The organism is Paenibacillus sp. FSL K6-2393, from assembly GCF_038002545.1.
Classification (GTDB): Bacteria; Bacillota; Bacilli; order Paenibacillales; family Paenibacillaceae; genus Paenibacillus.
This window is the reverse complement of the sequence record NZ_JBBOCU010000001.1, coordinates 1,622,761-1,648,062: the sequence shown is the minus strand read 5'-3', so window position 1 is coordinate 1,648,062 and position 25,302 is coordinate 1,622,761. Positions and strand designations below refer to the sequence as shown.

The window sequence follows — 25,302 nt, the reverse complement described above, 5'->3', positions numbered from 1 at the left end:
TGTCAGTAGCGTTATTCAACATTTTTTTGGGGGTTATTCCTTAATGCTTCAAAGAAACAACCAACTCATGATTGACTCTTATCAGAAGGGCATTCTCAATTCTATTTTTTCTTTTATCCTTCTGATTAACACCCTTTATTACTAGCATTACTTTTAATCCAGTCTATTTTTTGCGTAACAGATATACCAGCTTCCGATAATACATGGCTGCTTCCTTGTATTTCCGCTGATCCTCGGATACTACGGCCAGCCCTTCATATAACGGTTCAAGCCGCATGACGTGCTGCGCGGATTCAAAATAAGGCAAACAGGCCAGCGCCCGCTCCATGAAAACTTCGCGATCTCCATGCGCAAGAGCGAGATGGCTCTGGTAGAAGGTTGCGCTCATCTGCTGGTCCCGTGTGGTTGCACATTTCAAGAGTTGATCTACACTTTGCGCCAGCACGCCCCAGTTCTTCCGCGCCAGAGCCACTTCGCACCGATATACACTGACGAGCGGTCGCATCGCGAGCTGTGTTTCTTCCGTTTCCTGCTGCAATAGCGATTCAAATCGTTCAATCTCAGCCTGTGCCTGATCCAGTTCACATGTCATTGTCAGCATGACAATCCGATTGTTCGCAATCGCCGTCACCAGATCTCCCTGGTTGCCTGCATACACGAGGTTTGCCTCCGCCATGGTTAATGCCGAGAGTGCCTCCTGAACCAGCCCCATTGCGAAACAATAACCACTATATGCCACATATAACCCGGACAACCGGTGGAACATCCGCTGATCATAGACATGACGCATCGTAAGCTCAAATACCTGTTTTGCCTCTTCATACTGTTTGACCTGAATGTAAGCTTCCATCTTGATATTTTGCACAGACAGCCAGAATTCACTGCCAGGAAGCGCCAGCTCACTGAGCCTGGTTGCATGAGTTAATACATCCACAAAGGCCATTTTGGAGCGATAATATTGTATTTTATAGAACAAAAGTGCTTTGGCTAACGGACGCGGCAGATCAATATCATCTGGACGACCGTACTTCTCCAGGTAAAAATTAAGGTAGGATGTATGTATATACTCATGAGCCGTTGCATCGTTTAATTGCTGATAATAGACCGCCTTCATCAAGGCCGTTGTCAGCTCGACGGTCAGCGTGTCATCCCGATCTGCCAGTGCATGCACCGTATCTTCGGATATGGCCGACGCTGGAACAGACATTTGTTCGAAGATGGCCTCGGCCCGTTCGAGTGTTTCCTCGTCCTGAGCCGCAGCTTTTAGAATATAGGAAGGGGATACCCCAAGACGCCCCGCGATGGCTTCTGCCAAGTCCTCAGGTAGAGGATAACGATCAGCCAGGATATTGGCAAAGTGGGCCTGCGTGACCAGACCTTCCACAAGGTCTTTACGTGAGATTTGTTTTCTTTTGCTTAGTAGTTCAATGCGTTCCTTCAGCATGGTATCCCTGTCCTTTCTATCCTAACAAACGAGTACATTCTATTCACATCATCGCAAAATTGGAGATATAACGCCACCCTTCCGGCGAAATCAAACGAAACGGTTTCCGTTTCCGAGGTAATTGTTTTACAATAAGAAAGTATGTGTAAGAGCATTTTATCGAAATGCTGAAACATGAGCTGAATATGAAAGGATGCAAATAAATGATTATTAAACCAAGAACACGTGGTTTTATTTGTACCACTTCCCATCCTGTAGGTTGCGCTGCGCAAGTGCAGGAACAGATTGATTATGTGAAATCCCAGCCTGAGCTGAAAGGACCCCGTAATGTGCTCGTCATCGGTGCTTCCACTGGATACGGACTCGCGTCACGTGTTGTCTCTGCTTTTGGGGCGGGAGCGAATACGGTCGGCATTTATCGTCCAAGCAGTTCCACAGAGAAACGTACAGCGTCAGCAGGTTGGTACAACTCCGCTGCATTCGAAAAAGCCGCTGAAGAAGCAGGCCTCAAATCGTACAGCATCACAGGTGATGCATTCGCAAACGAAACAAGAGACAAAACCGTTGAACTGATTCGCAGTGAACTCGGTCAAGTAGATCTGGTCGTATACAGCGTAGCCTCGGCACGCCGTACCGATCCGAACACGGGTGAGGTATTCAACTCTGTGCTGAAGCCTATCGGACAATCCTACACAAACAAAACGGTAAACTTCCACACAGGCGAAATCAGCTCCGTTACCCTTGAGCCGGCAAACGAAGAAGAAATTCGTCAGACGGTAACCGTAATGGGTGGAGACGATTGGGAACTATGGATGGATGCCCTGCAACAAGGCGGCGTTCTTGCGGATGACGCAACAACGATTGCTTTCTCCTACATCGGCCCTGAACTTACCCATGCCATTTATCGTGATGGTTCCATCGGTCAGGCCAAGAATCATCTGGAAGCGACAGCACATAAGCTGAATGATCGTCTGAGTGCCAAAGGTGGACGTGCGTACGTAACTGTAGCCAAAGCGTTGGTGACTCAATCCAGCTCTGCAATTCCAGTGGTGCCGTTGTATATCTCAGCACTGTACAAAGTCATGAAAGAAAAAGGCTTGCATGAAGGCTGCATCGAGCAATTGCAACGTTTGTTCGCTGATCGCCTGTATGCGGGGGGAGAAGTTCCAACCGACGCTGAAGGTCGCATTCGTATTGACGATTGGGAGATGAGAGCTGATGTTCAGGAAGAAGTGGCGAAGCTCTGGAACGAGTTGACCACAGAAAACATCTACGATCTGTCCGATCTGGAAGGTTACCGTCGCGAATTCTTCCAGCTGTTTGGTTTTGAAACCGATGGTGTGGATTATGAAGCAGATGTTGATCCCAACGTTGAAATGCCTCATCTGGTGAACTAAAGAAGTTTTTGCGTGGACGTGAGCTTAGGTTTTTGTTAGAGCTAACTGCGGATATCATGTTAAAACTAATTTTAAAATCAAATGAAGAAGGAGGGGCCTTCTGGCTCCTCCATTTTTTTGTTCTTTTTAGTTCCTCCCCCCCTTAACAACTCCAATTTCCCGTATCCATACATTCTTTCGTATATCCCCTAATCAAATCGATTTAAGCTGCTTTTTCAGCTCTTTTGGTACCGTCTTCTCGATAGTGATCGAACGCGCTCCATGCATGGACGCAAAGAATTGAAGCCCCTCCCGAAAATCCGTAAGCCATTCCTCCACAGGTGGAGCAGTCTCTTCCATTGATAACAAACGAACGGTAAGTACTCCCGTTTTGCGATCAAGTCGTGGGTCCATACGTCCAATCAACCGATCACCGTGAAGAATAGGCATGGCATAATAACCGTAGGTTCTTTTCACCTCTGGGGTATAAATCTCCCATTTATAATGAAAATCGAATAAATCAACAATACGTTCTCTTCTCCATAATAGGTTGTCCAGCGGTGGCAAGAAACGGACCGGGCCTGATGGATCATAGTGTGGCTCTTCCCTTTCCATGCGCAGCAGCAAATCCTCATCTTCAGCACGTATATAATAAGGCGTCACCACGTCCTCCACCTTAAGCGGGATCATTCGCCCATCTGACACACGGGCAGCAATATCGGCGCGTCGTTCAGCCGCTGTAGATTTCAGCCAACCGAGTCGGGGATCACGGGCATCTACGACACGATACGCATGAATGTATTTATCCAGCAGAGCCTGTCTCTGGGCAAATAAATCGATGTCTTCTTTTATCGTAAGTCCCTGTTGTTGCAATCCGGATTCGGTAATATGAAAATAACGTTCATTCCCCTGCCTCGCCACCACACGAATCACAGCGGAGTCTAACAGTAAATTCAGAGCAAGTGTAGTATCCTTTGTCTTTGGCACATCTGCACTGTCCCAATAACCACTTACCCGCTCAACAGCACGGAAGGCTCTGGAAGGTAAAGGTCCTTCTTCCTTCAAACGTTGTAACACATGCTGCACTGTTTTCTCCAGACCTTGCAGGGACGGAGCCAGACGCTCCCTTAATCGGGCACGCACAGGTTCAAAGAGAGCATAATCCTCGATTGGAATGACACAGGCAGCATTTGCAAAATATTCAAACACCTTGTGATCACTCAGCAGCGTATTTAAGCTGTCAGCAGTATAACCAGGATCACGAGCCCCCAGCACCAAATGCTGGTTTCCAGTTACAGCAGCCACAGGATCGATCTGCACGCAACCGAGGGAGCGAATCAAACTTAAAACTTGGTCCGGTCCTGAAGGTAAGGAAACTGCGGGCCAACGTCCAAGTAAAGCTTGCGTTTGCAGTAAAAAACGCCGAACGATTTTTTTATTCATGTGCAGCGCTGTTGTCATATGTATAGGTTCTTCCCTTCATTAGATATACAAGGATTTATAGTCCAATTCATTAGAATGATTTTAACAGTCCACATGATTACTTTCCAACCAAAGAAAGAATTTTATCGTCTTACTTATCCAGCAATCGGCGCCTCACAGACAAAATAAAAAGAAGCACTACCATCCTGGATGATCTGCTTCTTGTGTTTAACCTTTTGCAATTTTTCCTGCTTCGTAGGCATGAGCCGTACATGCTGGGATAACGCACCATAATCTCCGTTAACTCTTCGGCTCTGTTCCGAGCACCATTGACCTGACCGCTCTGCTTTGCGTAATGCTTTTTGTGTTTGTGTACGTGCCATAATGGATCACACACTCCTTTGGTTGATATACACTCAATATATCATGTGCAGCTACGCAAGTGAAGGTGAAGCTTTTTTTGTTGAAGCGGATAAATTAGTACAAAAGTTCTTGAAATCAAAAAAGGCCGCTATTTTTAGCGTCCTTTTTTGATCTTTCATCTTCTTTATTGTTCAACTTTAAACCATGGACCTGCATTTTGTATGACACCCCATAATTTCGCTGGCAACATAAGATCTCTAACGTTAGATGATTTAATCACGTTTTGAATTTCCGCCTCCCTTCCTTGTTGAACTTTTTCAATCCACTCTGGATCGGAGATTAATACACGTCCAATTACCGCTAATGAAAGTCCTTTCTCCAAGCTTTCAGAGACATCCTCTGGGCTTTCCAAAGAACCCGCTGCAATTACTGAAATTCGATTATTCGCATGTTCAACAATCAGCTCAAGATACGTTTTTTTGTGATCTTGGTTATATTTTGGTTTTGACGTAAGGGCTTGTACCAAGGAACCATGAACATAATCAACATTTTCTTCAATCAGTTTATCAATCAGTGCGTAAGTATCTTTCATTCTAAGGGCATCTTGTTGATGTTCCTCTGGGGAAATGCGGTAACCTAAAATAAAAGGTTTTGTCGAATATCTCTCAATAGCTTTTTTCACCTCTCGAATAACAGCTAGTGGAAAACTCAGACGTTTTTCCAGTGATCCCCCCCATTCGTCTTGACGTTTGTTGAAGAATGGAGATAAAAAGCTTTGAAGTAAAAAACCGTGGGCTCCATGGAGTTCAACACCATCAAAACCAGCTTCAATTGCACGTCTTGTAGCTTCACCGAACGCATGTATAATTTCCAGAATTTCTTCATGCTTGAGTTCTCTAGGGGATACTGCTTCAGTCAGAGCAACACCGCTCGGACTTACCACGTCACCATTAGGAACTAATTCAGCAATCGCTTTATCTCCAGCATGGAACAATTGAAGAATTGCTGGAGCTCCTCCACTCTTAGCAGCATCTGCCAATTTTTTTAGACTAGGGATAAATGAATCATTATATGCGGCGAATTCATGTGTAAATCCAATCCCATTGGGTAGGACATGAGTACAGCCCGTGATAACTAAACCTACACCATTCACTCTTTTTTTATAATATGCAACTTCCTCATCGGAAATCGTGTAATCATCATTACTTGACCATGTCGTCATCGGAGACATAACCACTCTATTCTTTAAGGTAATCCCTTTATTGAATATAAAGGGTTCAAACAAGTTATTAAATTTACTCATGGTACGTTCTCCTTTGTATTTTGATTTCTAAGTGCTTATGTATGGAACAGATGAAGGTAACCCTATCTCATCCATCCCAACCACAAGTTCTACTCAAGAATATCAGGTTAACCTAAGGGGAAGTAAAGTAGGAATTTGATACGTAATTTAAAAGGATTTACTTTTAATAATTTTCTATTGTGATAAAATAACAGTTACAGTAACTGTAACTATGGAGGCGATCAGATGTTTTTTTCAATGAAATATGTGGTGGAGAATTATAATATAACTGCAAAGACACTTCGATTTTATGAAGAGCAAGGGATATTACCGAATATTTCGCGCGACGAAAAAGGGAATAGAGTTTATACCGAACAACAAATCGATTGGATTTCTTTTATTCTTTGTCTTAAAGAAACAGGAATGCCACTTTCTAAAATTAAAGACTACAAGGAATCTTATGAGATGGGGAACTCCACCTATTCAGAAAGAGAGGAGATGTTAAAGAAACATAAAATTGAATTACAAAAGAAAATCGAAGAAAGTTTGAAACATATGGAAGAAATAAATTATAAATTAGCTATGTATGAACTTCAAAAAGATGAGGTTAGGAAAAATCCTAACCACAATTTTAAATGTCACGGTCTCGAGGTGAACATTGTCGATACCAGGGGGGATGAATCAAATATTCGAAATGCTACAACTAACAGATGAACAAACGGAGCTCTAAATATCCATCCAGAAAAATAACCAGTCGCCTATATTTACCTAGCGATTGGTTATAATTGTTTTAAAATCTGCATCTGTCGCAGTCATCCGTTTTTTTGTGGAAGCCTCCACGGTTTAAAACGTTAATCCTAACTACATTACTACTTTCGATTATATTAAAAAAATCTACATTAAAGCACAGTAACACAATGCAATCTAGCGGGATTGCCGCTTTCGCCGGGACTGCCACGTCTCGATTGGTTCATGATCATCTTCTTCGATCAGTTCCAATGCTTCTTCCACTCTTCTGGCTTTGAATAACAGAATTAATTCCATCAGGTCTTCCCGGTCCAGCAGCTTCACTCCATTAACTGCTGCAAGCGTCCGACAGGCTTCGGTGTAACGAGCGGACGTTAATACAATTGACCGGTCGGCTTCATAATAACGCATGGATGTATATATCTCCTGCACTGCACTCAATCCTACGGGATGGTTCGCACCATATCGCTTCGCTTGTATCACACTTCGTCTGCCTAGTCTATCAACAAACACCAGATCTGCCCCAAAATCCCGGCTGCTCGTTGTCTTATGCACCTCATCGTACCCGAGCTCTTCGAATAAATGATAGAGATATAATTCAAATTCCGAACCATCCTCCATCTTGTCGATGTCCTTTATTGTGATCTTACGAGGATTGGCTTCACTTCGTATCCGTTGTCCGCGCCCGATAACACGCCGAATAATCCAGGCCAGCAGTAGTAATAAGACAATAATTCCTATGACCCATAGGGTCACATTTTCACTCCAGTTCATAGCTGTTCTCCTTGTTCATTTCCTATGTTCTATCCAACGTCTTACGCAGATATGGCTTGTCACCGCACTAAATATATCAGACTTCCACCTTCATCGAAAGAAGATGAATTCCCTGTAACTGTTACACTTCACCAAACATGGTTATTTCGACAAACCAATTATAAAAGGTTACAGTGTGTTCGGTTGAATTCAGCTTGACTTTAATGGTAAAATTCAACAATCGGTTCTATTTTGAACCGAAGAAGAAAGGTGGTTTATCACTTGCATACATTGACCAAACACAAGTCCAAAACATGGGCTGCCCTAATTCTTAGCGGCATGCTCCTCTTCACCATGAATACAACGAGTTACGCCGCTGCCTCTACCGAATCCATGCCCAAACCGGCGTGGACGTCATCTTCCCTGATGTTATCTGAGGCCAATACGGAAAAAGATGTCCTGATCAAGGGAATCCATGCCGTGCCATCCAAAAATCTTGTATATGTACATGCCTCCCAGCCCGTAACGAAAACAAGCAGCAAAACAACACTGGACTGGCAACTGGACTCTCTCCAAGCATTCGATGCTACAACTGGACAATTGAAGTGGAATACGATATTCCATGAGAAAAGTGGTCCTTATACCACCTACTCCGATTCGGTATATGCCAGCAACGGTACAGCTTATGTGTATATGGAATATTCGGACAAAACCAAAAAATTGTACTCATTCAATACATCTGGTAAAACCAACTGGGTCAAAACGGTGAATTCACCTGCAAGCATATCCCTATTGGATAACAATACGCTGATGGTTGCTTCAAGTCAGGGCGTGCAATCGAATGGTTCGGTTCGCTCCGCCATCTCGTTATATGACAAAAAGGGCAAGCTGATTACTGAAAAAACCATCATCGGTAACGTGCTTAAGGCTGATCATGGTCGAATTGTAGTGGATGCCAGTAAACAAACCAAGGTAGGCAACTTCTGGCAGCAAGCTGCGAATCCCAAAGTGGAGATCTATGATCGTACGTTGAATCGTCTGTCCTCCTACCAATTCCCTGCCAATGCAAATACATTAGGAGATGGCGGCGGTGAATCCCTGGCCATTCTGGACGATGGTTCCATCATTATGCGTGCGAATTTCGAAAACACCGGTAACCGACTGATGGGCTTTGGCACCGATGGCAAGCTTGCTTGGGGACGTGCCATTGCTGGTGATGCCTACATTCAGACAGCTGGCAACAGTTATACAGTCTTTACAGGGCAGAAGCTGGAACTGTACACGATGAAAGGCAAAGTGACTGAGCGTACGTTCAAGGACGCACAGCCTGCATTGATGCATGTAGACCAGACACAGGATGGTCAGTATCAGCTTGATTTTTCCAAAACAGGATACATTCTTGATCCTCAGACGCTGGAAGACGTGCACATCTACACGACCAGTGCCTCAGTTCCTTCATTAGAAGGTGTCTCAACCTATGTCGATGATGTCATCTATTCCATGAACAATGAGACATTGTCCAAATATGTACTGAAGTCCAATTCTGCAAAATAACAAAAGAGTCTTTCCGGCTCTTTATCGTATACCAATGAACCGAACTAAATACTCGATCTAATAATAAGCCGGGAGAGTTCCAAAAGGAGCTCTCCCGGCTTATTCATTGGCAGGATAGAATCATCCTATTTCCAATTCTCGTCTATAAATTCGTCCCGTCCGGATAACGCACGGTCTTCCTTATAATGTTTTTCGTTTTTCTTGTGGTAATCCTGATGATAGTCTTCAGCCGGATAGAATACAGCTGCATCGCGAATTTCCGTAACAATCGGTTGACTGAATCGTCCGCTGGCTGCCAGTTCCTGTTTGGACTGTTCAGCAAGCTCACGTTGACGTTCATTATGCACAAAGATTGCCGTACGGTACTGTGTCCCTCGATCCTGGAACTGACCTCCGTCATCCGTGGGATCAATCTGCGGCCAGTATAGCTCCAGCAGTCGTTCATAAGGGAATACATCTGGATCAAATGTAATTTCAACCACTTCGACATGACCGGTCTCCCCGGTTTTGACCTGCTCATATGTTGGATTGTCGACGTGGCCGCCAGCATAACCTGATATAATGCCATGAATGCCCGGTTGTTCTTCAAACGGTGTAACCATACACCAGAAACATCCGCCGGCGAATGTAGCTTTTTCCATTCCGTTCATCCCCTCTTATCTAAACTACCTTTTACACTTACCACTCCGATGACAGAACAACCTTCTGATCTCTGTTATCCCCAGATTTTTTATATTTGGCTTTACAAGGAGAAAATCTGGTGATAAAGGCGAGTGTATGCTTTCGAAGCAGCTTTCTTGCAGAAAGCTTTTAGCTCCACTTCTTCAGGTTATTTCTGTCCTCTACGTTCTCGTGTAAATGTTTAGTCCATTTTATATAGATAGCTTAATACGCATATCTTTATATATTTTAAAACAACAAGAGGTTGATTGAAAGCCATCGTTATGGCTCTCAATCAACCTCTTCATTGATAATGCATTTAGCTGACAACTAATTCAAGAAATTATCTTGATAAAGTTACCCACGACTACGTCCCATCGAACGGAAGATCAAGCTTACGATGGCTACAAGAACGATCGCACCAATCAATGCAGGTACAATGTGGAATCCACCCATCTCAGGACCCATATCGCCCAAGATTACTCCACCTAACCATCCACCGATGAAACCAGCAATGATGTTACCAATAACACCACCTGGAATGTCACGACCAACGATCAAACCTGCCAACCATCCAATGATACCACCGATAATTAATGACCATAACCAACCCATATCATTCACCTCTAATTAAAGTTTTTGTTGTTGTCTGTCTACTATTAACCGCTACAGAAGCATTTAAACAATTGGCATAAAAATTTTTGCATATTACCTTTTGTCCCCATGCATCTCCCTCTGCAAAACAAGCCTTAGTCAGGTATGGAACAGATCGCGTTACTTTCCGGCATCTCACCAGCTCAGGGCTGCGTTATGTACCTCCCGAAAGTCATTGTATGTTAGAGCAGACAAGGTTAGTATCACCAATTGAGGTAGGATTATTTATAAAATTGCGTCATATTATAGGATGGATGGGTTAGGTCTGATCAATAAAAGCCTGCACGGCCCTTACCTGGCTGCGCCAGCCAAGTATGTTTATGGCTCTTATCCAGCTCGCCACGCATCGACTGAATGACTTTTACAATGTCTGTCTGTCCATTCTGATGCCATTCGAGCGCAACGCTCACATACAACTCACCCAGCTGCGCAAGAGAAAACGTGTCGGTCAGACGAGCAGCTTCAATTGTTCCTTCTTCACCCGCAAATACGGTGAAGCCTCGTTGGCGCAAGTATTGCAGGCGCAGCGCTTCATCTGGCAGCGGAATTTCGTAAGCTCGGTCAAACCGTCCAGCACGGTTCATGAGGCCCGGATCTATTTTCTCCGGATAATTCGTTGTCCCGATCAGGAAGATGCCTTCTTTTGACGTAGCTCCATCCAGTGTATTCAAGAAAAAGGAACGGACTTCATCCGGCATCGAATCGATGTCCTCAATGATCAGTACCATCGGTGCCAACCGCTTGGCAGCCTCGAACACTTCACGCACCGATTCACTGTTGGTATACTCCGTAATCTGCCAATACGCGGCCGGGCCCGGGATACTTCCAGCAATGGATTTTACCAACGTGGTCTTACCATTCCCTGGATGCCCATACAATAAAATGCCCCGTTTGTACGGGATATCATAATCTCGGTAAAAAGAACGATCCGCTTCGAAAAACTGATCCAGCGAGCGGAAAATATCCTGCTTGATCTGTGCCGAGAGAACAACATCCTCTCTTCCCACGGAACGAGTGATGGATTCCACATGGCGATCGCTACCATTCCGGGCATCGGTGTAGACCGTTACTTTTTTCATATTTTGCTGACGTTCCCGTTCCCGGACACTTCCCAGAAATTGCTTCATCTCCTCATCACCGACGGCAAAGACAAAGTCTTCACTGTAGATCCCGTTCTCTCGGAAAAACGGAACCCGCACAAGTGCTACGCCCCATTTCGGATAAGCAAATACGTTATTGCGAATGGAGTAATGCACACCATAAGTGGGTACATCTCCATCATCGTCGTAATGCAACGTCTGAAGCTCCAAATCCTCGAATATGCGGGCTACCAATTCCACTTCGTCACTGCCATTTTGCAAGTCTTCCCGGAGTAACTCCCAGTATTCATTGTTCGGGTCAGAACTGGCATAAAGCTTGTACTCAACTCCATAGCGCTGGAGGAGCGCCTCACTGATTCCACGAATCAGCCTTGAATAGATGGCGTACCCTTCCACTCGAATTCGGGTATCATGTTGTTCGTCATAGGTATAGATCGCCTGGGTTGGATCTGTTTGTTTTTCGTTTATTGTCATTATTTCGCTCCCTTTACCGCTACAAGCGGTTTGCATTTGGCTACAACTTGAGCCAGGCCTGCGCCGGTAACACTGTCTATAATTTCATCTACATTTTTATAAGCCTGAGGTGATTCATCAATAATGGATTCAAGTGAGCGTTGGTTTACCACGATCTCATCTTCTGTACCCACACCCAGTGCCGTTGCAAAATCTTCCACGCTAATCAATCGTTTCGTTGCCGTCCGTGAACGGATGCGACCCGCACCGTGACATATTGAATAATAATTATCAGCCCCCTGCGGCTGACCTACCATGATATATGAAGCAGTTCCCATGGAACCGGGAATAAGCGCCGGATGTCCTGTTGCCAGATAAGGCTTTGGATTGTCCGGGTGACCTGCCGGCAACGCACGTGTTGCCCCTTTGCGATGCACAAAAACGGAGCCTTGGTCTACATGAGATTCCTCCCAGGCATAGTTGTGCATCAGATCGTATAACGTACGAAATTCACATTTGGAGCCAAACACATCCCGGAATGCTTCGCGAATAGCATACGCAATCAGATGACGATTGACAACAGCGTAATTTAATGCAGAATACATCATGTTCACATAATGACGACCTTCCGCATGCTCCAGTGGAGCAAATACCAGTCTGGGATCGGATGTACCCAGGTTAAGCCGCTGCATGACTTTGGCAATCGCTGACGAACTCGTCTGACTTACATAACCACCCCATGCACGAGAGCCGGAATGAATCATGACCACGACCTGTCCATCATACAATCCCCAAGCTTCGGCGATTTCACGATTCTCTTCAGCGATCTCAATCGCCTGGATCTCGGCAAAATGATTTCCCCCACCCAGTGTTCCAAGCTGACGATGCGAACGATGCCACGTCATTTCAGGAACGTGGTTTAACACATCCTCATCGTAACTAAACTTGCTGCTTTCCACATGTGTCATCGAGGTTGATTTTTTCGGTGTATAGCTGTCCGGAATATACTTTTTGGGTAAACCATGCAGCCCTTTACGAACAATATGCTCCAGTCTTATATCCGAGTAATGACCTCGCTGGTTTGCCTCCATCGGCAATACTTTCTCAATGGCCTTGACGAGTTTACGGCGGAGCTTGATGTCTTTCAATTCGTCCTTGTGCAAGTTTGTCATATGCACTCGCATGCCACAGCCAATGTCACTGCCAACAATGGAAGGAGAAACGTATCCGCTCTGCGCATCCCACACGGCTGTCGTTCCAATGCACGTACCTACACCGACGTGTACGTCTGGCGTGTAACTCATATAAGAGATTCCCGGAATCTGCAGATTATTGTTTGCCATCTCGAACACCTTGTAATCGAGCGAGGAGAAGAGCTGTTGCGCCGCATATACGGTTAGGTCGCCTGCAGGCAATTTTACTTCATGCCGGTAGCCACCTGCGATTTCATTTGGATTAGTAAATAAATTAAATTCTGTATTCATAAAAGTGTATTATTCCTTCCTGTACGTTCAGCAAATTCGGTTTGCTGATTCATCTGTAAAATAAAACTAAAAAAAGCCATAGGCTAATCGCCCATGACTTCTACTGAATGACAATAACGGAGAACAGAGCAGCATAAACATGCTGTGTGTCTGTCATCCATCGCTATAATTTAAGCGAAGAACGCATATCGATTATAAAAACCGCTAAACGATATGCCTATCCCCTATGTCGACCGTATGAGGCCAATGAAACGATGAGCCGGATATGCTATTGTGTCTACGTTGCGCCCTGTTTGAATCAAATCATAACCAAGCATCATGTCTCTCGGCCTCCCTTCGTTAATGTTAGTCTTATATTAAAGGGACTAGAATTCATGTGTCAACCCTTTTCTTGGAAATTGGACCATGTTGCATATTGCATATGTAAACAAAAACAGGAGATTGTCCTAGGACAATCTCCTGTTTTCCAAATAATAATGATGTTGTTAGCGTAACATGATTATTACAGTCCTGCTTGTTTTTCCAACTCATCAACCGGATTTTCGTCTTCTTTTTCAGGAACTTTGGAAGACAGGAACCAGCCACATACCGCAATGGTGATCAGTACAATATAGAATCCGAATTTCCAAATTTTATTTTCCGGGAAATGCTCATCCAGAACACCCAATGAAGGGTGTGCGAGTGTAATAACTGCCAGCTTAACCCCTACCCAACCTACGATTACAAATGCCGCAACTTCAAGTCCTGGACGGGAATGAAGCAATTTCACAAAGTATGAGGCTGCAAAACGCATGATCACAAGCCCGATGAATCCACCGAGGAAGATAACGATAAACTGTCCACCGTCGAGTCCGCCAATTGCAGGCAATCCACTTGGTGGCAACGCCACGGCCAAAGCAACAGCAGCCAGAATGGAATCAACTGCAAATGCGATATCCGCTACTTCGACCTTGAAAACGGTCATCCAGAAACCAGATTGTTTTTTCGGTTTCTTAGGCGTTGAATCAGCTGCTTCATCTGTCTTATTGCGACTACCCAGTATCTTTTTAACGATGTGGTTAATCGAAATATACAGGAGATACAGGGCACCGATCGCTTGTACTTGCCATACATCGACGAGGAAAGAGATCAGGAACAACGAACCTAAACGGAAAACAAATGCACCCATCAAACCATAGAACAACGCTTTTTTGCGCTTATCTTCAGGCAAGTGTTTAACCATGATTGCGAGTACCAATGCATTATCTGCTGCGAGTAATCCTTCAAGGACCACTAAGACAGCAAGCACCCACCCATATTCTAATAATAATGAAACATCCAACATTGACTCCTCCTTAATATTCTTATGATGTACAAAAAAAAGGACCTTTACCATCACTGGTAAGGTCCTTTTATATCCACAAAAAGAGACCTTTACCGAGCATGAAAACTTGGTAAAGGTCTCGCTAACAACAAAATTGCTGCCAATAAAGCCGGGGATATAATCCCGAATTGACGACTTTACTGTAAAAGCTACTCCCCTTTAACAGGAATATGTAGTTTTAGTTGGAACGGGTTGTTTAACCTGTACTCATCATATTTCATAACGTTAAATAAAGTCAAGCTTTATTTCGTTGACGATACAGCTTACGAAATACGACAACATCGTAGATCATATTCCCCAGTGGAATGAAAGAAACAAAGAACAGAGCAATCGGACGGCGCAGACGCCACTTCTGTGAGGTGTACATAGTCACCATAAATAACAAGTACATTAAAAACAAAAAACCGTACAGATTCCCAAACCATGTGACAGCCTGCGGCATAACCCCGGCATCCCTCAACGGAAAAGCAACAAACAGTAGCAACACGTACGAAATGCCCTGCAACCACAACATCAGCCGGAAGCGCCCCAGCGTAGAATGTAACATTTTTTTCCTCCTGCTTTTATACATGTAACGAATTCAATTGTTCTCGTACAGTATATCACAAAAGCTGAATATCTCGCTTAATGCCATGCAGCAGATTATTCCTGCATGCTTATATGGGTGGTTCATCTACCATTTCGCAGGAGCCAAATGCTTTAACTTCTCATAAGATATCTGACGAAGATTGTTACAGATGTCGGACAAGGAGGAGCCGGATCATGAAAATAGCTATGGTTGCACCCGAGAAATTGCCTTTGCCCGGTAATGGTTCCGTGGAAATCTGTATCCTGGGCATCGCTCGTGAACTAGCCCATCGCCATCAGGTAACCATTATAAGTCGTCAAATGCAAGGTCTCGCCGCCACAGAACAGATCGATGGGATCACCATTCAACGTGTCCCTGCGTCGAGTCCTGTCATGTACACCAAAGCAGTCATACGTTTGTTATCCCAACAACCCTATGATGTAATTCAAGTGGATAACAGGCCACGAAGTATGGCGACCATCAAACGAGCCTTTCCACGCACCCCTGTTGTACTCTATCTTCACTCATTAACGTTTGCTCAGCCCGGACCTTCCAAACTCACATTAATGAAAAAAGCTGATTGGATTGCCGTCAACAGTCATTCCCTGCGACAAAGGTTAGGCCGCAGATTTCCGTTGGTAAAACACCGGATGAGTGTTGTTCCACTGGGTGCAGATCTAAGCCGCTTCAGGCCTGTTGAATCCAGCGAAGAACAGATTCATCTGCGTACACAATTTGGAGTAACTAAACCTTTCTCTATTCTGTATGTCGGCAGGCTGATCCCTGGAAAAGGTGTAGACGTATTAATTCGTGCAACTGCTCTCCTTCAGCAACAGATGCCTGTTCAACTGGTTGTTGCAGGCAAAGGTCCTCCGTATTACATGCGTAAACTTCGCGAACTTGCCCAAAAACAAAAAGTCCATGTTTCCTTCCGTGGTCAGATAAACCATGAGCATATCGATCAATTGTATCGGGCAGTCGATTGTCTGGTCTGTCCGTCTCAAGAACATGAAGCTTTTGGCCTGGTTAATGTTGAGGCGATGGCTTCAGGATTACCCGTCATTGCTTCGGATAACGGAGGTATTCGTGAGATTATTGAATCAGGTATCAATGGATACCTTGTCACCGCTTATAAGCGTCCCCAACGTTTCACCTCTTACCTATACAAACTTGCAAGCAACCCCACTTTTGCCGAGATGTTAGGGAAGGCTGGCCGAGACAGCGCAAGGGCACACTTCAGTTGGGCAAGAACAGCCATGCATCTGGAAGCGACCTATACCAGGCTCATCCGTAAATGAGCCTTTCTTCTGTTAGGATGATCAAGCTTTTTCACGAAATTGCCATCCCTTAATCAAAGAATCCATCTGCGGAACAGGAATGTGACTCATCTCAATTAACTCCATAATAACCATATCTCTCATCATGAATCGTACTTTGGCACACGTGAGTTGATGAAATACATCGTAGAATGCCGTCCCGGTCCAACATCCATGAGGTACGACAAGTGGATCATTAACGATATAACCTACGGCTCCGATCGGGGGAATAACAACCTTAATCGCTTGATGATCCAAACGATTATCTGGATCTTTGACGAGATACACGGTATCCCCCACTTGTAAAACCTGTACTCCATGGTAGTGGTCCATCCCATACATAGCTGCGAATAATTTGGTGCTCATATTACCTGCTCCCTTTTCCTGTATTTCTCCATGATTAAAATTTTAAAGATATATCGGTTTCATAACGTTCCAACCACTCGACAAGTTGCCTGCGTATCTCTCTACGAAACTCACGAGGTTCAAGTACCTCTGCCTCGGGCCCAAATTGATACAACCATTTCAAAAATTCTCTGCTGCTATTCAGTGTCACTTCAAATAACAATCCCCCATCCGACATATTCGTCATTCGCGGGCGAACAAACATTTCTTCTTCTTTTATGTAGGGGGCCACTTTCTCAGAGAATCTTACCTTGAAATGGATATTTTCGTCGCCAGGGTCAATAGACCATGTGTTCTTCATGTACTGTGTTATGTTGAAATCACCCTTGTCGAAACCGGCATTTGTTCGTGTCACATCCAAAAAACGGCTAATTCGAAACAATCGAACTTTTTGCAGCAAATGGCAGTATCCGATCAAATAAAAACGTTGATCACGTGGAATGAGATAATAGGGATCGATATCCCGGACTGTGATCTCATTTCTTGTCAGCGTATGATATTGAGTACGAATGGTTTGCTGGCTTAGAATAGATTCAATAATGGGAATCAGCAAATTAGGGTCTTTTCCTTCCTCGCGATAAGCTGGCGTGCCCATCCGAATAATTCCCGCAATATTCTCTACAATGTCACTGTTTCTTGATTTTAATTTGGTATGAGCCGACATGACCTTGTCAAACGCTGAATCAAACTCAGCAGGTAACTTGGAGGTATCAACTACGGACGGAAGCATGGAGAAGACCATCGCTTCCTGTTCAGTAAAATCTAATGGATACATCGCAAACTCACCAATAAATCGGTAACCCTTGCCGTATCCTTCATTCATAATCGGGGCGACCCTATCCAAAATCCGGAGATCACGATAAATCGTGCGTACAGTCGTACCGCATTTCAGCGCCAACTCCTTGGCCGAAATTCCAGGATTTGCTTGTATAGCCTGAAGTATACGCAGCAGACGAATTAATTTCTCTGTCATGTAGTTTCTCCCCTTCGATATTTTATCGGCAAGGAAAACTAGTTCCTTTAGTACAGAACTAAATCTTTAGTCCCAATATCATTTTCGCAATTTCACCATTTTTGTATAGTCCAATTGCACTCTTACCCCCTTTTAATATACATTCTCTTACTTGCTTGCGTAAAACATTAACCCAAAAGCCCTTAAACCTAAGCCTGAAAGCCTATACAATTTTCTAAAAATAATACAAAAAAAGCCCTGATCTCTACAAAGAGACAAGGCTTTTCTCGGAATTACTGGTTATGTAACTGTAATAATTGATCCATCACATTTGCCATATGCTCACAGAGTTCAGGAATGTCCCCCATCTGGTCTTCATTCACACTGCGGTCAAAATAAACGTGAGCCGTGACGTTATACATGATTGGCTGTTCATCAAATATATATCGGATGTTCTGGCACATCCTCTGCTCAGGCCAGCTCTTCTGTAATATCGGACGAATAACCGGGCACTGCTTCTCAGGTTCCTTCACAACCATACTAAACCGTAGTTCCAAACGGCAACCCGGATTCGCACCAGGCGTCTCCAGGATCTCCGCTGCAAGCTCCTCAAGGGAACTGCTTAATACAACTTCCCCTGTTACTTCCGGGCGATCCCTGAGACAGAATTGTAATGTGAACTCTCTGGACATCACTGCCATCTCCAGGCGATCTTTACGCCCTGTAATCTGAATACGTTCGTCCAGGTTATCCATATCATAGAGATAATTCTCAAACCCGACTTTCAGATTGTCATACACCGTTGGATCAAACATTGAAATAAACCTACTTTCTTACCCTTTAACATGTATTGTAGTACATTCTCATTTTTCATGCGATTAGCAAAATCTCTTGTCCTGGAAATTTAAAAGCCCAGTCACTAGGACTGGGCTTCGGCTAAGCATGGGATCTGATGAGATCCCTGAGCTTCGCTTATTCTTCAGTAGCTTTTTCTTCAGCTGCCGGTTCAGCTTCCTCAGCAGAAGCTGTTGGCTCTTCCTCAGCGGCTTGTGGCGGCATGACGGAAGCGATGATGGACTCAGGTGATGTTATGAGTGTCAAACCTTTGTCCAGTTTGATATCCGCAGCAGTCAAGCGATCGCCAATATCCAATCCGCTGACATCCACCTCAATGGACGTTGGCAGATCCGCAGGCAATCCTTCTACTTCCAGCTGTGTCTCCTGTGTCTGGAACACACCGCCAGCTTTCGAGCCGGCCGCTGTACCCTGGAAGTCGATCGTTACACTTACGCTGATTGGCTTGTTCTTGGAAATTTGCAGAAAGTCCACATGCAGCAAACGTCCGTTACGCTCTTGCTGATCCTTGATCAGCACCGGAACCGTTTTACCGCCCTCCACATTCAGGTTGAACATTTCGGAGCGGCCTGTGCGCGCCACTTTCAGCATCTCTTTTTCATCTACATGTATTGAAGCACCTTCAAGTCCTGGGCCGTAAACGACTGCAGGAACTCGTCCGCCTTGTCTTAACAGGCGCAGTGCTGCACCTTTCTTTTCCGTTCTTGGCGTTGCTGTAAGTTGAGCCATTTTTCCGTTGGATTTCATGATTGAACATCCTCCTTCAAGGGATCACTACATTATATTTGTTGGAAAGCGCTGAGCTTATCTCATAGACCATGATGGTCTTTTTTCCTTTGGCCAAATCGTGGGCCATATCTATATTTACCCCAATGATAGAGGATCTCAAACACGAAACAGGACAATTAATTATTTTTTGGCAAGTTATGCGGCTTATAATCAGACCAAAAAAGCAGTCGGAATCTCTTCCAACTGCTGGTATAACAAGGTTTTGACGAACTACATTCGACGTTATAAATAAAGAAACTATGCGCTATTACGATCCTCTGTATTTTCAATTTCACGAATGATCTGCATCTCGTCTGATCCGCTACGGACAATAATGTGCACATCCCCGTCTTCAGGTACAATGTCCACGTAACGGTCTCCGCACGTATCTTTAGCTTCCCATTCGTTCAATCGAATGATCAGTCCCAGGTGATGCAGACCCGGAGCAACGCGGAAGCGGGCTTCGGCGGCATTTCCGACTTGTTCCAGCCGTACTGCTCCATCCTCCATACCTGTGCCCCATACCCAGACATCCCAACCTTCATAATGCTGGTCTTCCCGTTCGTATCGAAGCGTGACGGTTCGCGAAATCTGTTTATGAATCGTTACACCAAGCGTTGCCCGGATTCCTCCAGCTTCAGCAATAATATGGGTTACCCCAGGTGTCATCGCACGTACGATCCCTGCTGCACTCACCGCTGCAAGTTCTGGATGAGAAGAGCTCCAGCGTATATTTGAATCCTGAAGCGGCTGACCAAATTGATCCAGAACCAAAGCACGGAAGCGACTGATTCGAGTCATGTACATGACAGGTTCGCCCACAATTTCGATTCGTTCAGCATGACGATAATCCACTTGTAACATACAGCTTGCCGTTATGTCCCCACAGTGGACTGTAATCGAAGCTTCCCCCCGTTCCAGTGCATGGATTGTTCCATCAGGCTGGATCTGAATAATATCCGGATCAGAAGAAGTCCAGGTAACTGGAGCTTTTTCCACCACATTGCCAATGCTGTCCCTTACAATCGCTCGCAGTTGAGTGGTCTCCTTCGGACTATATACCTGGCGAGGAAAACTAATCTCCACTGTTGATGGTTCAGCGCCTCCAGCATGCTCTGTGTCATACAGTACCATTAAAGACCATCGTTCTACCTGAACAGTACCACGAACAGTCTCGATCAAATCTGTGCCTGCCTGATGATCATTGACTACAACATGCCAGTCCCCTTCCCCCAGGTCGACATGCTGCGCATGTTCCGTTCCGTTATAGATGACCATAATCTGATTCCAGGTGTCCTGATTCGCACCATCCTGAAGTATAAAGGCAACTACATTGCCATCCGCACGAATAACACGAAGGTGATTTCGTACCTGTTCAGCATCAATCATACGAAAAGCGGGATGTGTTCTCCGCAAATGAATAAGACCACGATAGTAGTCGAACACCGGTCTGAACCGTGATTTGTTGGCCCATGTGATGGCGTTCACCGCATCCCCGCTCCGATAACTGTTATGATCACCGGCTTTGGATCTGAGCATCTCATCCCCTGAATGCAGAAACGGAATTCCCTGAGAAGTAAGCAGAATCCCGGAAGACAGTAAAGAGCGACGAACCATCTCATGATTCAAAACATCATCTGCATCCACATACCGATAAGGATCTGCTGCTTTTACAGCGGACTCAGCACTCCCACCACCTACGGGCTGTCCGTCCTTCCATACGGGAAATCCTAATTCATGCCTAAGGTTCATCGTTGTTGCAATTTTATCCCACAGATTGAGATTGTCATGGGCAGTCACATAATTGACAACTTCCACAGGTGAAGATGTGAAATCATCCAGTCCTCCCGCTAATCCCCTAATAAGCTCATATTCCTGCCCTCCGGCACCCGTGACAAACCCTCTGCCACTGCCATCACTATCGCCCTTGATTGCACTGCGAAAATGATCATTAAATACAGCAAATCCCTGACCTCGCTGGGTTCCTTTTAATGTTTTGCGGTCCAAAGGTGAGTCTCCACCCATCCAGGGTTCCCCATAGATCAGAAACGCCGGATCGATCTGCTCCCTCAATTCGCGTGTCAATTCATTCATCGTTTCCGTATCAATCAGGGCCATGAGGTCAAATCGAAATCCGTCCACATGATATTCTTCTGCCCAATATCGGAGAGAATCCAAAATATATTTTCGCACCATTGGACGTTCTGTCGCCAATTCATTGCCTACACCAGAACCATTACTGAGGGTGCCATCCTCCCGATAACGGTAATAATAATTTGGTACAATCCGTTCAAAAGGTCCCTCTTCGACGCTATACGTGTGATTATAGACAACATCAAGTACAACGCGAATGCCTTGTCTGTGCAGCGATTGAACGAGTGATTTGAGCTCCCGAATTCGAACTGTAGGATCACGAGGATCTGTCGCATACGAACCTTCGGGAACGTTATAATGCTGGGGATCATACCCCCAGTTGTATGGTGCTCTGACATTTGAACCCACATCTGCTGTAGCGAGTTCATTCACCGTCTGATAATCTGCCACAGGCAGAAGATGTACATGAGTGACTCCCAGTTCGGCAAGATGGTCTACCCCAATGCTATTGCCAGCTCTATCCGTCAGTCCAGATGCCGTGAATGCCAGATATTTTCCCTTATACGGAATATCTGCATGTGGATCCGAGGAGAAATCACGGACATGCAACTCATATAACACGGCATCGACAGGACGCAGAAAAGCAGGTTTGACATCCAGGTCCCAATCAACCGGATTGGTGGTCTCCGGATCTATAATAGCCGTTCGTTGCCCATTAGCCGTTACCGCTCTGGCATAAGGATCAACAACCACTTCAATCCGCTGCTCATCATGGATAATGCGGTACATATAATAATGTCCTGCCCAATCGCCGCTGAGCTTCAGACTCCATATTCCGTCCGCATCGCGCGTCAGAGTATGTTCCTGCCCATTTTCATGATCTTGTACTTTACCAGTATCGTTGTAATGCCCTTCATCGTCAAAAATCAATATATAAACCTGTTGTGCCGTAGGTGCCCACAATTTAAAAGTACTTGCAGCACGAGTATATGTTAAGCCAAGATCGTTGCCTTCGTAACGAAAAGAAGTCCATTCCGGCATCGTTCCCACCGCCTTTATATCCATTGTTTTCGTGTTGTCCCGATGTTACGGAGCGGGACGTGATTTGTCAACCCGGGGTTGTCTGTACTCATCATATCGGTCCAATTTGCATATTCAATTAGCAATCGCTTTCAAAATATAGATATGAAAACAAGCGCCATAGATTGACAGCATTTGTACCTGTCCTGACAAAAAAAGTTTGAAATATACAAGAATATAATGCAGGATGTCATTGGGTTGAGATTAAAAATGCCCAACTGATGCACAACATAAAGAAGGTCGATATATGACGATGTATAGTCCTGAGACCAAGCCAATGGCTCTGATGCATCAACAAATCCTCCTTTCTTACGGGAAAGGAGGATTTGTTTTATCTCAATTTATTTGATTAGATTTGATTGGAATCTTGACCGTGGCCTTGTTAGCCATTTTACTAATGGTTTGTTGGGCTCTTCAATTCTTGGCAAGCATTGCGTTCATTAGGAATTGGAATACATCACCGTAAGGGATATCGCATTCACATGTACCTGACCAGCCTGTATGGTGCGTATCGTATTAACGCCTGCTTGTCCTTTTTCTACAATCACATTCCATGTCCCTGTGGGAACAGCGATGTCACGGTTTTCTTTTGCCGCGTTGTATATAACAACAATGCGTTCCCATGAATCGCTGGCTGCTGTACCGTTCAGTTCATACGCTAGCAGCCCATTACCTTTTTCGATTAGACGAACATGCTTCTCGATCTCTTCCCGGGTACGAAGCCGAAAAGCTGGATGTTCTCGCCGAAGACGGATCAGCCCACGATAATAATCAAATACCGACTTGAACAGCTTCTTCTGTTCCCAATGTATCGCATTGACCACGTCTCCACTCTGGTGGCTGTTGGCGTCCCCATATTTGCTGCGAAGCAGCTCATCTCCAGCCGCGATCAGGGGAACACCCTGGGAGGTTAGAACGATACCATTGGCAAGCAGACTACGCCTAACGGTCTCATTCTCCAGAATGTGTTCCGGATCAATCTGTAGGTAAGGCTTAGCCTTCTCTACGGCCTCCTCCACACTCTGGCATCCACGAATACTTCCATCCTCGTCATAGGTGAGGAAATTCAAGGTATCGTGGAGTCCTTGTGTACGTGCGACTTTGTCCCACAGGTTGAGATTATCATGCACTGTTACATAGTTAATCGTCTCGGATGGACCATCCGTAAAATCTTGAATGGCTCCCCGGACGCCAGTCCACAATTCGTCTTCTTTTCCGTCCGCACCCGTCGCAAATCCCGTACCCATGCCATCACTGTCTCCCTTGATCACTCCACGGAAATTATCGTTAAACACAGCAAAACCCGACCTGCGCTGCGTTCCTTTTAGGGTCATATCATCCCCAAGCGGTGAATCCAGTGCGCCCCATGGTTCACCATATAACAATATGGAAGGTGAAACATCTGTGTGCAATTCCGCTGCAAGCTGTTTCATCGTAGTTGTGTCGATCAGGCCCATGAGATCAAATCGAAAACCGTCCACATGGTACTCCTCTGCCCAGTAACGGACAGAGTCGATGATAAACTTACGAACCATGGTGCGTTCAGTAGCCACTTCATTACCCGTACCTGAACCATTGCTATAGGTCCCATCGGCGTTTTGTCGATAGTAGTACCCGGGTACCAATTTTTCAAAAGAGCTGCCTGCCGTATCAAACGTATGATTATATACCACATCCATAATGACACCTATTCCCTTATTATGAAGGGCAAGCACCATTGATTTAAACTCACGAATTCGTGTCTCCGGATCATTTGCACGTGATGCATAGGAACCTTCCGGGACATTGTAATGAAGTGGATCATATCCCCAGTTATAGTTGGACGCATCAGACGTATCACCATCCACCCTGGATTCATCCACCGTCGCAAAATCAAATACAGGCAGCAGATGCACATGGGTAATCCCGAGTTCAACCAAATGATCGATCCCCAGTGTGTTGCCCTCCGAATCACGCAGACCCGTCTCGGTAAAAGCCATGTATTTGCCTTTATTCGTTATACCAGATGATGGATGAATGGAAAAATCACGTACATGCAGTTCGTACAGGACTGCATCTACAGGACTGGTCAATTCCGGACGAATATCCTCACTCCATCCCTTCGGATGTGTCTGCTCCAGTCTTACAATTACACCCATTTCTCCATTCATGGTCACTGCTCGTGCGTAAGGATCTACAGCATGGGTTGAATGTCCATCTTCGAAAGTAGGCTTGTACATGTAACGGTAGCTACTTAAATCGCCCTCCAGTTCCAGAACCCAGACGCCTTGTTCTTTCTTTTGCATAGGTAACGCCTGCTGTTTCCGTTGATTGGGCTCTTCCTCCGGGGTCCCCCCTGTCAAAGGTGGATACAGAAGTAGTTCCATCTGAACTGCTAACGGTGACCAGACTTTGAAGCGACAGGCTTGTGCTTCTAATGTGACACCCAGATCTCTTCCTTCGTATGTATCTTCTGAAATCAACATATCCTGCTTATTCTCTTCAATCATATGTGTGGTTCCCCTCTCGTTGAGAAAATTAATGAATATGGATGGAACGAATGCTCCTTACCCTTTATACCCGTTCTGCTGCCCAGCCATAATCCAAATTACACAAAAGAAGACAAACGT

Annotated in this window: 21 protein-coding genes; 4 read left to right on the top strand and 17 right to left on the bottom strand. The window is 45.0% G+C overall.

Annotation, left to right across the window (positions count from 1 at the left end; all coding sequences use genetic code 11):
* Positions 1-163 precede the first annotated feature (163 nt).
* Positions 164-1,444 carry an XRE family transcriptional regulator gene (locus MHI14_RS07165; protein WP_341130072.1) on the bottom strand — a complete coding sequence of 427 codons (1,281 nt, stop codon included), beginning with the start codon at positions 1,442-1,444 and terminating at the stop codon, positions 164-166.
* Between the two features lie 203 nt (positions 1,445-1,647).
* On the opposite strand from MHI14_RS07165, the gene fabV reads away from it, so the two are divergent.
* Positions 1,648-2,841, top strand: coding sequence for an enoyl-ACP reductase FabV (gene fabV, locus MHI14_RS07160; protein WP_091027779.1), 1,194 nt, complete (start codon positions 1,648-1,650; stop codon positions 2,839-2,841).
* Between the two features lie 192 nt (positions 2,842-3,033).
* Here fabV and MHI14_RS07155 read toward each other — a convergent pair whose 3' ends face one another.
* The 3 genes from MHI14_RS07155 to MHI14_RS07145 form a co-directional block, all read right to left on the bottom strand.
* Positions 3,034-4,263: a DNA glycosylase AlkZ-like family protein gene (locus MHI14_RS07155; RefSeq protein ID WP_133385841.1), complete on the bottom strand. Its 1,230-nt coding sequence runs from the start codon at positions 4,261-4,263 to the stop codon at positions 3,034-3,036.
* A gap of 134 nt (positions 4,264-4,397) precedes the next feature.
* The gene (locus tag MHI14_RS07150; RefSeq protein WP_133385842.1) at positions 4,398-4,625 is read right to left on the bottom strand and encodes a hypothetical protein; all 228 of its coding nucleotides are present in this window, start codon (positions 4,623-4,625) and stop codon (positions 4,398-4,400) included.
* 164 nt (positions 4,626-4,789) lie between these two features.
* Entirely contained in the window at positions 4,790-5,908 is a 1,119-nt protein-coding gene (locus tag MHI14_RS07145; protein WP_133385843.1) for an NADH-dependent flavin oxidoreductase, read from the bottom strand.
* A 225-nt stretch (positions 5,909-6,133) separates the two neighbouring features.
* On the opposite strand from MHI14_RS07145, the gene MHI14_RS07140 reads away from it, so the two are divergent.
* Positions 6,134-6,601 (top strand): MerR family transcriptional regulator, encoded by a 468-nt coding sequence (locus MHI14_RS07140; protein WP_133385844.1) that lies wholly within the window; start codon positions 6,134-6,136, stop codon positions 6,599-6,601.
* A 210-nt stretch (positions 6,602-6,811) separates the two neighbouring features.
* Here the strand turns inward: MHI14_RS07140 and MHI14_RS07135 are convergent, their stop codons facing one another.
* Positions 6,812-7,408, bottom strand: coding sequence for a restriction endonuclease (locus tag MHI14_RS07135; RefSeq protein WP_341130071.1), 597 nt, complete (start codon positions 7,406-7,408; stop codon positions 6,812-6,814).
* A gap of 270 nt (positions 7,409-7,678) precedes the next feature.
* On the opposite strand from MHI14_RS07135, the gene MHI14_RS07130 reads away from it, so the two are divergent.
* Entirely contained in the window at positions 7,679-8,941 is a 1,263-nt protein-coding gene (locus MHI14_RS07130; protein WP_341130070.1) for a hypothetical protein, read from the top strand.
* Between the two features lie 125 nt (positions 8,942-9,066).
* Here the strand turns inward: MHI14_RS07130 and msrA are convergent, their stop codons facing one another.
* The 6 genes from msrA to MHI14_RS07100 all read right to left on the bottom strand — a co-directional run bounded on the left by msrA (position 9,067) and on the right by MHI14_RS07100 (position 15,202).
* A complete protein-coding gene (msrA, locus tag MHI14_RS07125; RefSeq protein ID WP_133385848.1) occupies positions 9,067-9,582 on the bottom strand; it encodes a peptide-methionine (S)-S-oxide reductase MsrA in 516 nt (171 codons plus the stop codon).
* A gap of 376 nt (positions 9,583-9,958) precedes the next feature.
* Positions 9,959-10,216, bottom strand: coding sequence for a GlsB/YeaQ/YmgE family stress response membrane protein (locus MHI14_RS07120; RefSeq protein ID WP_062835823.1), 258 nt, complete (start codon positions 10,214-10,216; stop codon positions 9,959-9,961).
* Positions 10,217-10,524: 308 nt separating this feature from the next.
* A complete protein-coding gene (locus tag MHI14_RS07115; RefSeq protein ID WP_133385849.1) occupies positions 10,525-11,829 on the bottom strand; it encodes an ATP-binding protein in 1,305 nt (434 codons plus the stop codon).
* Positions 11,829-13,292, bottom strand: a complete 1,464-nt coding sequence (locus MHI14_RS07110; protein WP_240768083.1) for an RtcB family protein — start codon at positions 13,290-13,292, stop codon at positions 11,829-11,831. The genes MHI14_RS07115 and MHI14_RS07110 overlap by 1 nt, the downstream gene beginning before the upstream one ends.
* Positions 13,293-13,794: 502 nt before the next feature.
* Positions 13,795-14,613 carry a TerC family protein gene (locus tag MHI14_RS07105; protein ID WP_133385850.1) on the bottom strand — a complete coding sequence of 273 codons (819 nt, stop codon included), beginning with the start codon at positions 14,611-14,613 and terminating at the stop codon, positions 13,795-13,797.
* A gap of 277 nt (positions 14,614-14,890) precedes the next feature.
* Positions 14,891-15,202 carry a DUF3817 domain-containing protein gene (locus MHI14_RS07100; RefSeq protein WP_165980254.1) on the bottom strand — a complete coding sequence of 104 codons (312 nt, stop codon included), beginning with the start codon at positions 15,200-15,202 and terminating at the stop codon, positions 14,891-14,893.
* Between the two features lie 215 nt (positions 15,203-15,417).
* Here MHI14_RS07100 and MHI14_RS07095 point away from each other — a divergent pair, with 215 nt between their 5' ends.
* Positions 15,418-16,521: a glycosyltransferase family 4 protein gene (locus MHI14_RS07095; RefSeq protein WP_341130069.1), complete on the top strand. Its 1,104-nt coding sequence runs from the start codon at positions 15,418-15,420 to the stop codon at positions 16,519-16,521.
* A gap of 21 nt (positions 16,522-16,542) precedes the next feature.
* Here MHI14_RS07095 and MHI14_RS07090 read toward each other — a convergent pair whose 3' ends face one another.
* The 6 genes from MHI14_RS07090 to pulA (MHI14_RS07065) all read right to left on the bottom strand — a co-directional run bounded on the left by MHI14_RS07090 (position 16,543) and on the right by pulA (MHI14_RS07065) (position 25,182).
* Entirely contained in the window at positions 16,543-16,905 is a 363-nt protein-coding gene (locus tag MHI14_RS07090) for an HIRAN domain-containing protein (RefSeq protein ID WP_289390164.1), read from the bottom strand.
* 34 nt (positions 16,906-16,939) lie between these two features.
* Positions 16,940-17,917: a helix-turn-helix transcriptional regulator gene (locus MHI14_RS07085; protein WP_091027748.1), complete on the bottom strand. Its 978-nt coding sequence runs from the start codon at positions 17,915-17,917 to the stop codon at positions 16,940-16,942.
* 272 nt (positions 17,918-18,189) lie between these two features.
* Positions 18,190-18,711 (bottom strand): hypothetical protein, encoded by a 522-nt coding sequence (locus MHI14_RS07080; protein ID WP_341130068.1) that lies wholly within the window; start codon positions 18,709-18,711, stop codon positions 18,190-18,192.
* 157 nt (positions 18,712-18,868) lie between these two features.
* On the bottom strand, positions 18,869-19,498 hold the full coding sequence (locus MHI14_RS07075; protein ID WP_289390166.1) for a 50S ribosomal protein L25: 630 nt from the start codon (positions 19,496-19,498) through the stop codon (positions 18,869-18,871).
* Positions 19,499-19,777: 279 nt separating this feature from the next.
* On the bottom strand, positions 19,778-22,654 hold the full coding sequence (gene pulA / locus MHI14_RS07070; protein WP_341130067.1) for a type I pullulanase: 2,877 nt from the start codon (positions 22,652-22,654) through the stop codon (positions 19,778-19,780).
* Between the two features lie 479 nt (positions 22,655-23,133).
* Positions 23,134-25,182 (bottom strand): type I pullulanase, encoded by a 2,049-nt coding sequence (gene pulA, locus MHI14_RS07065; RefSeq protein ID WP_341130066.1) that lies wholly within the window; start codon positions 25,180-25,182, stop codon positions 23,134-23,136.
* Between the last annotated feature and the right edge of the window lie 120 nt (positions 25,183-25,302).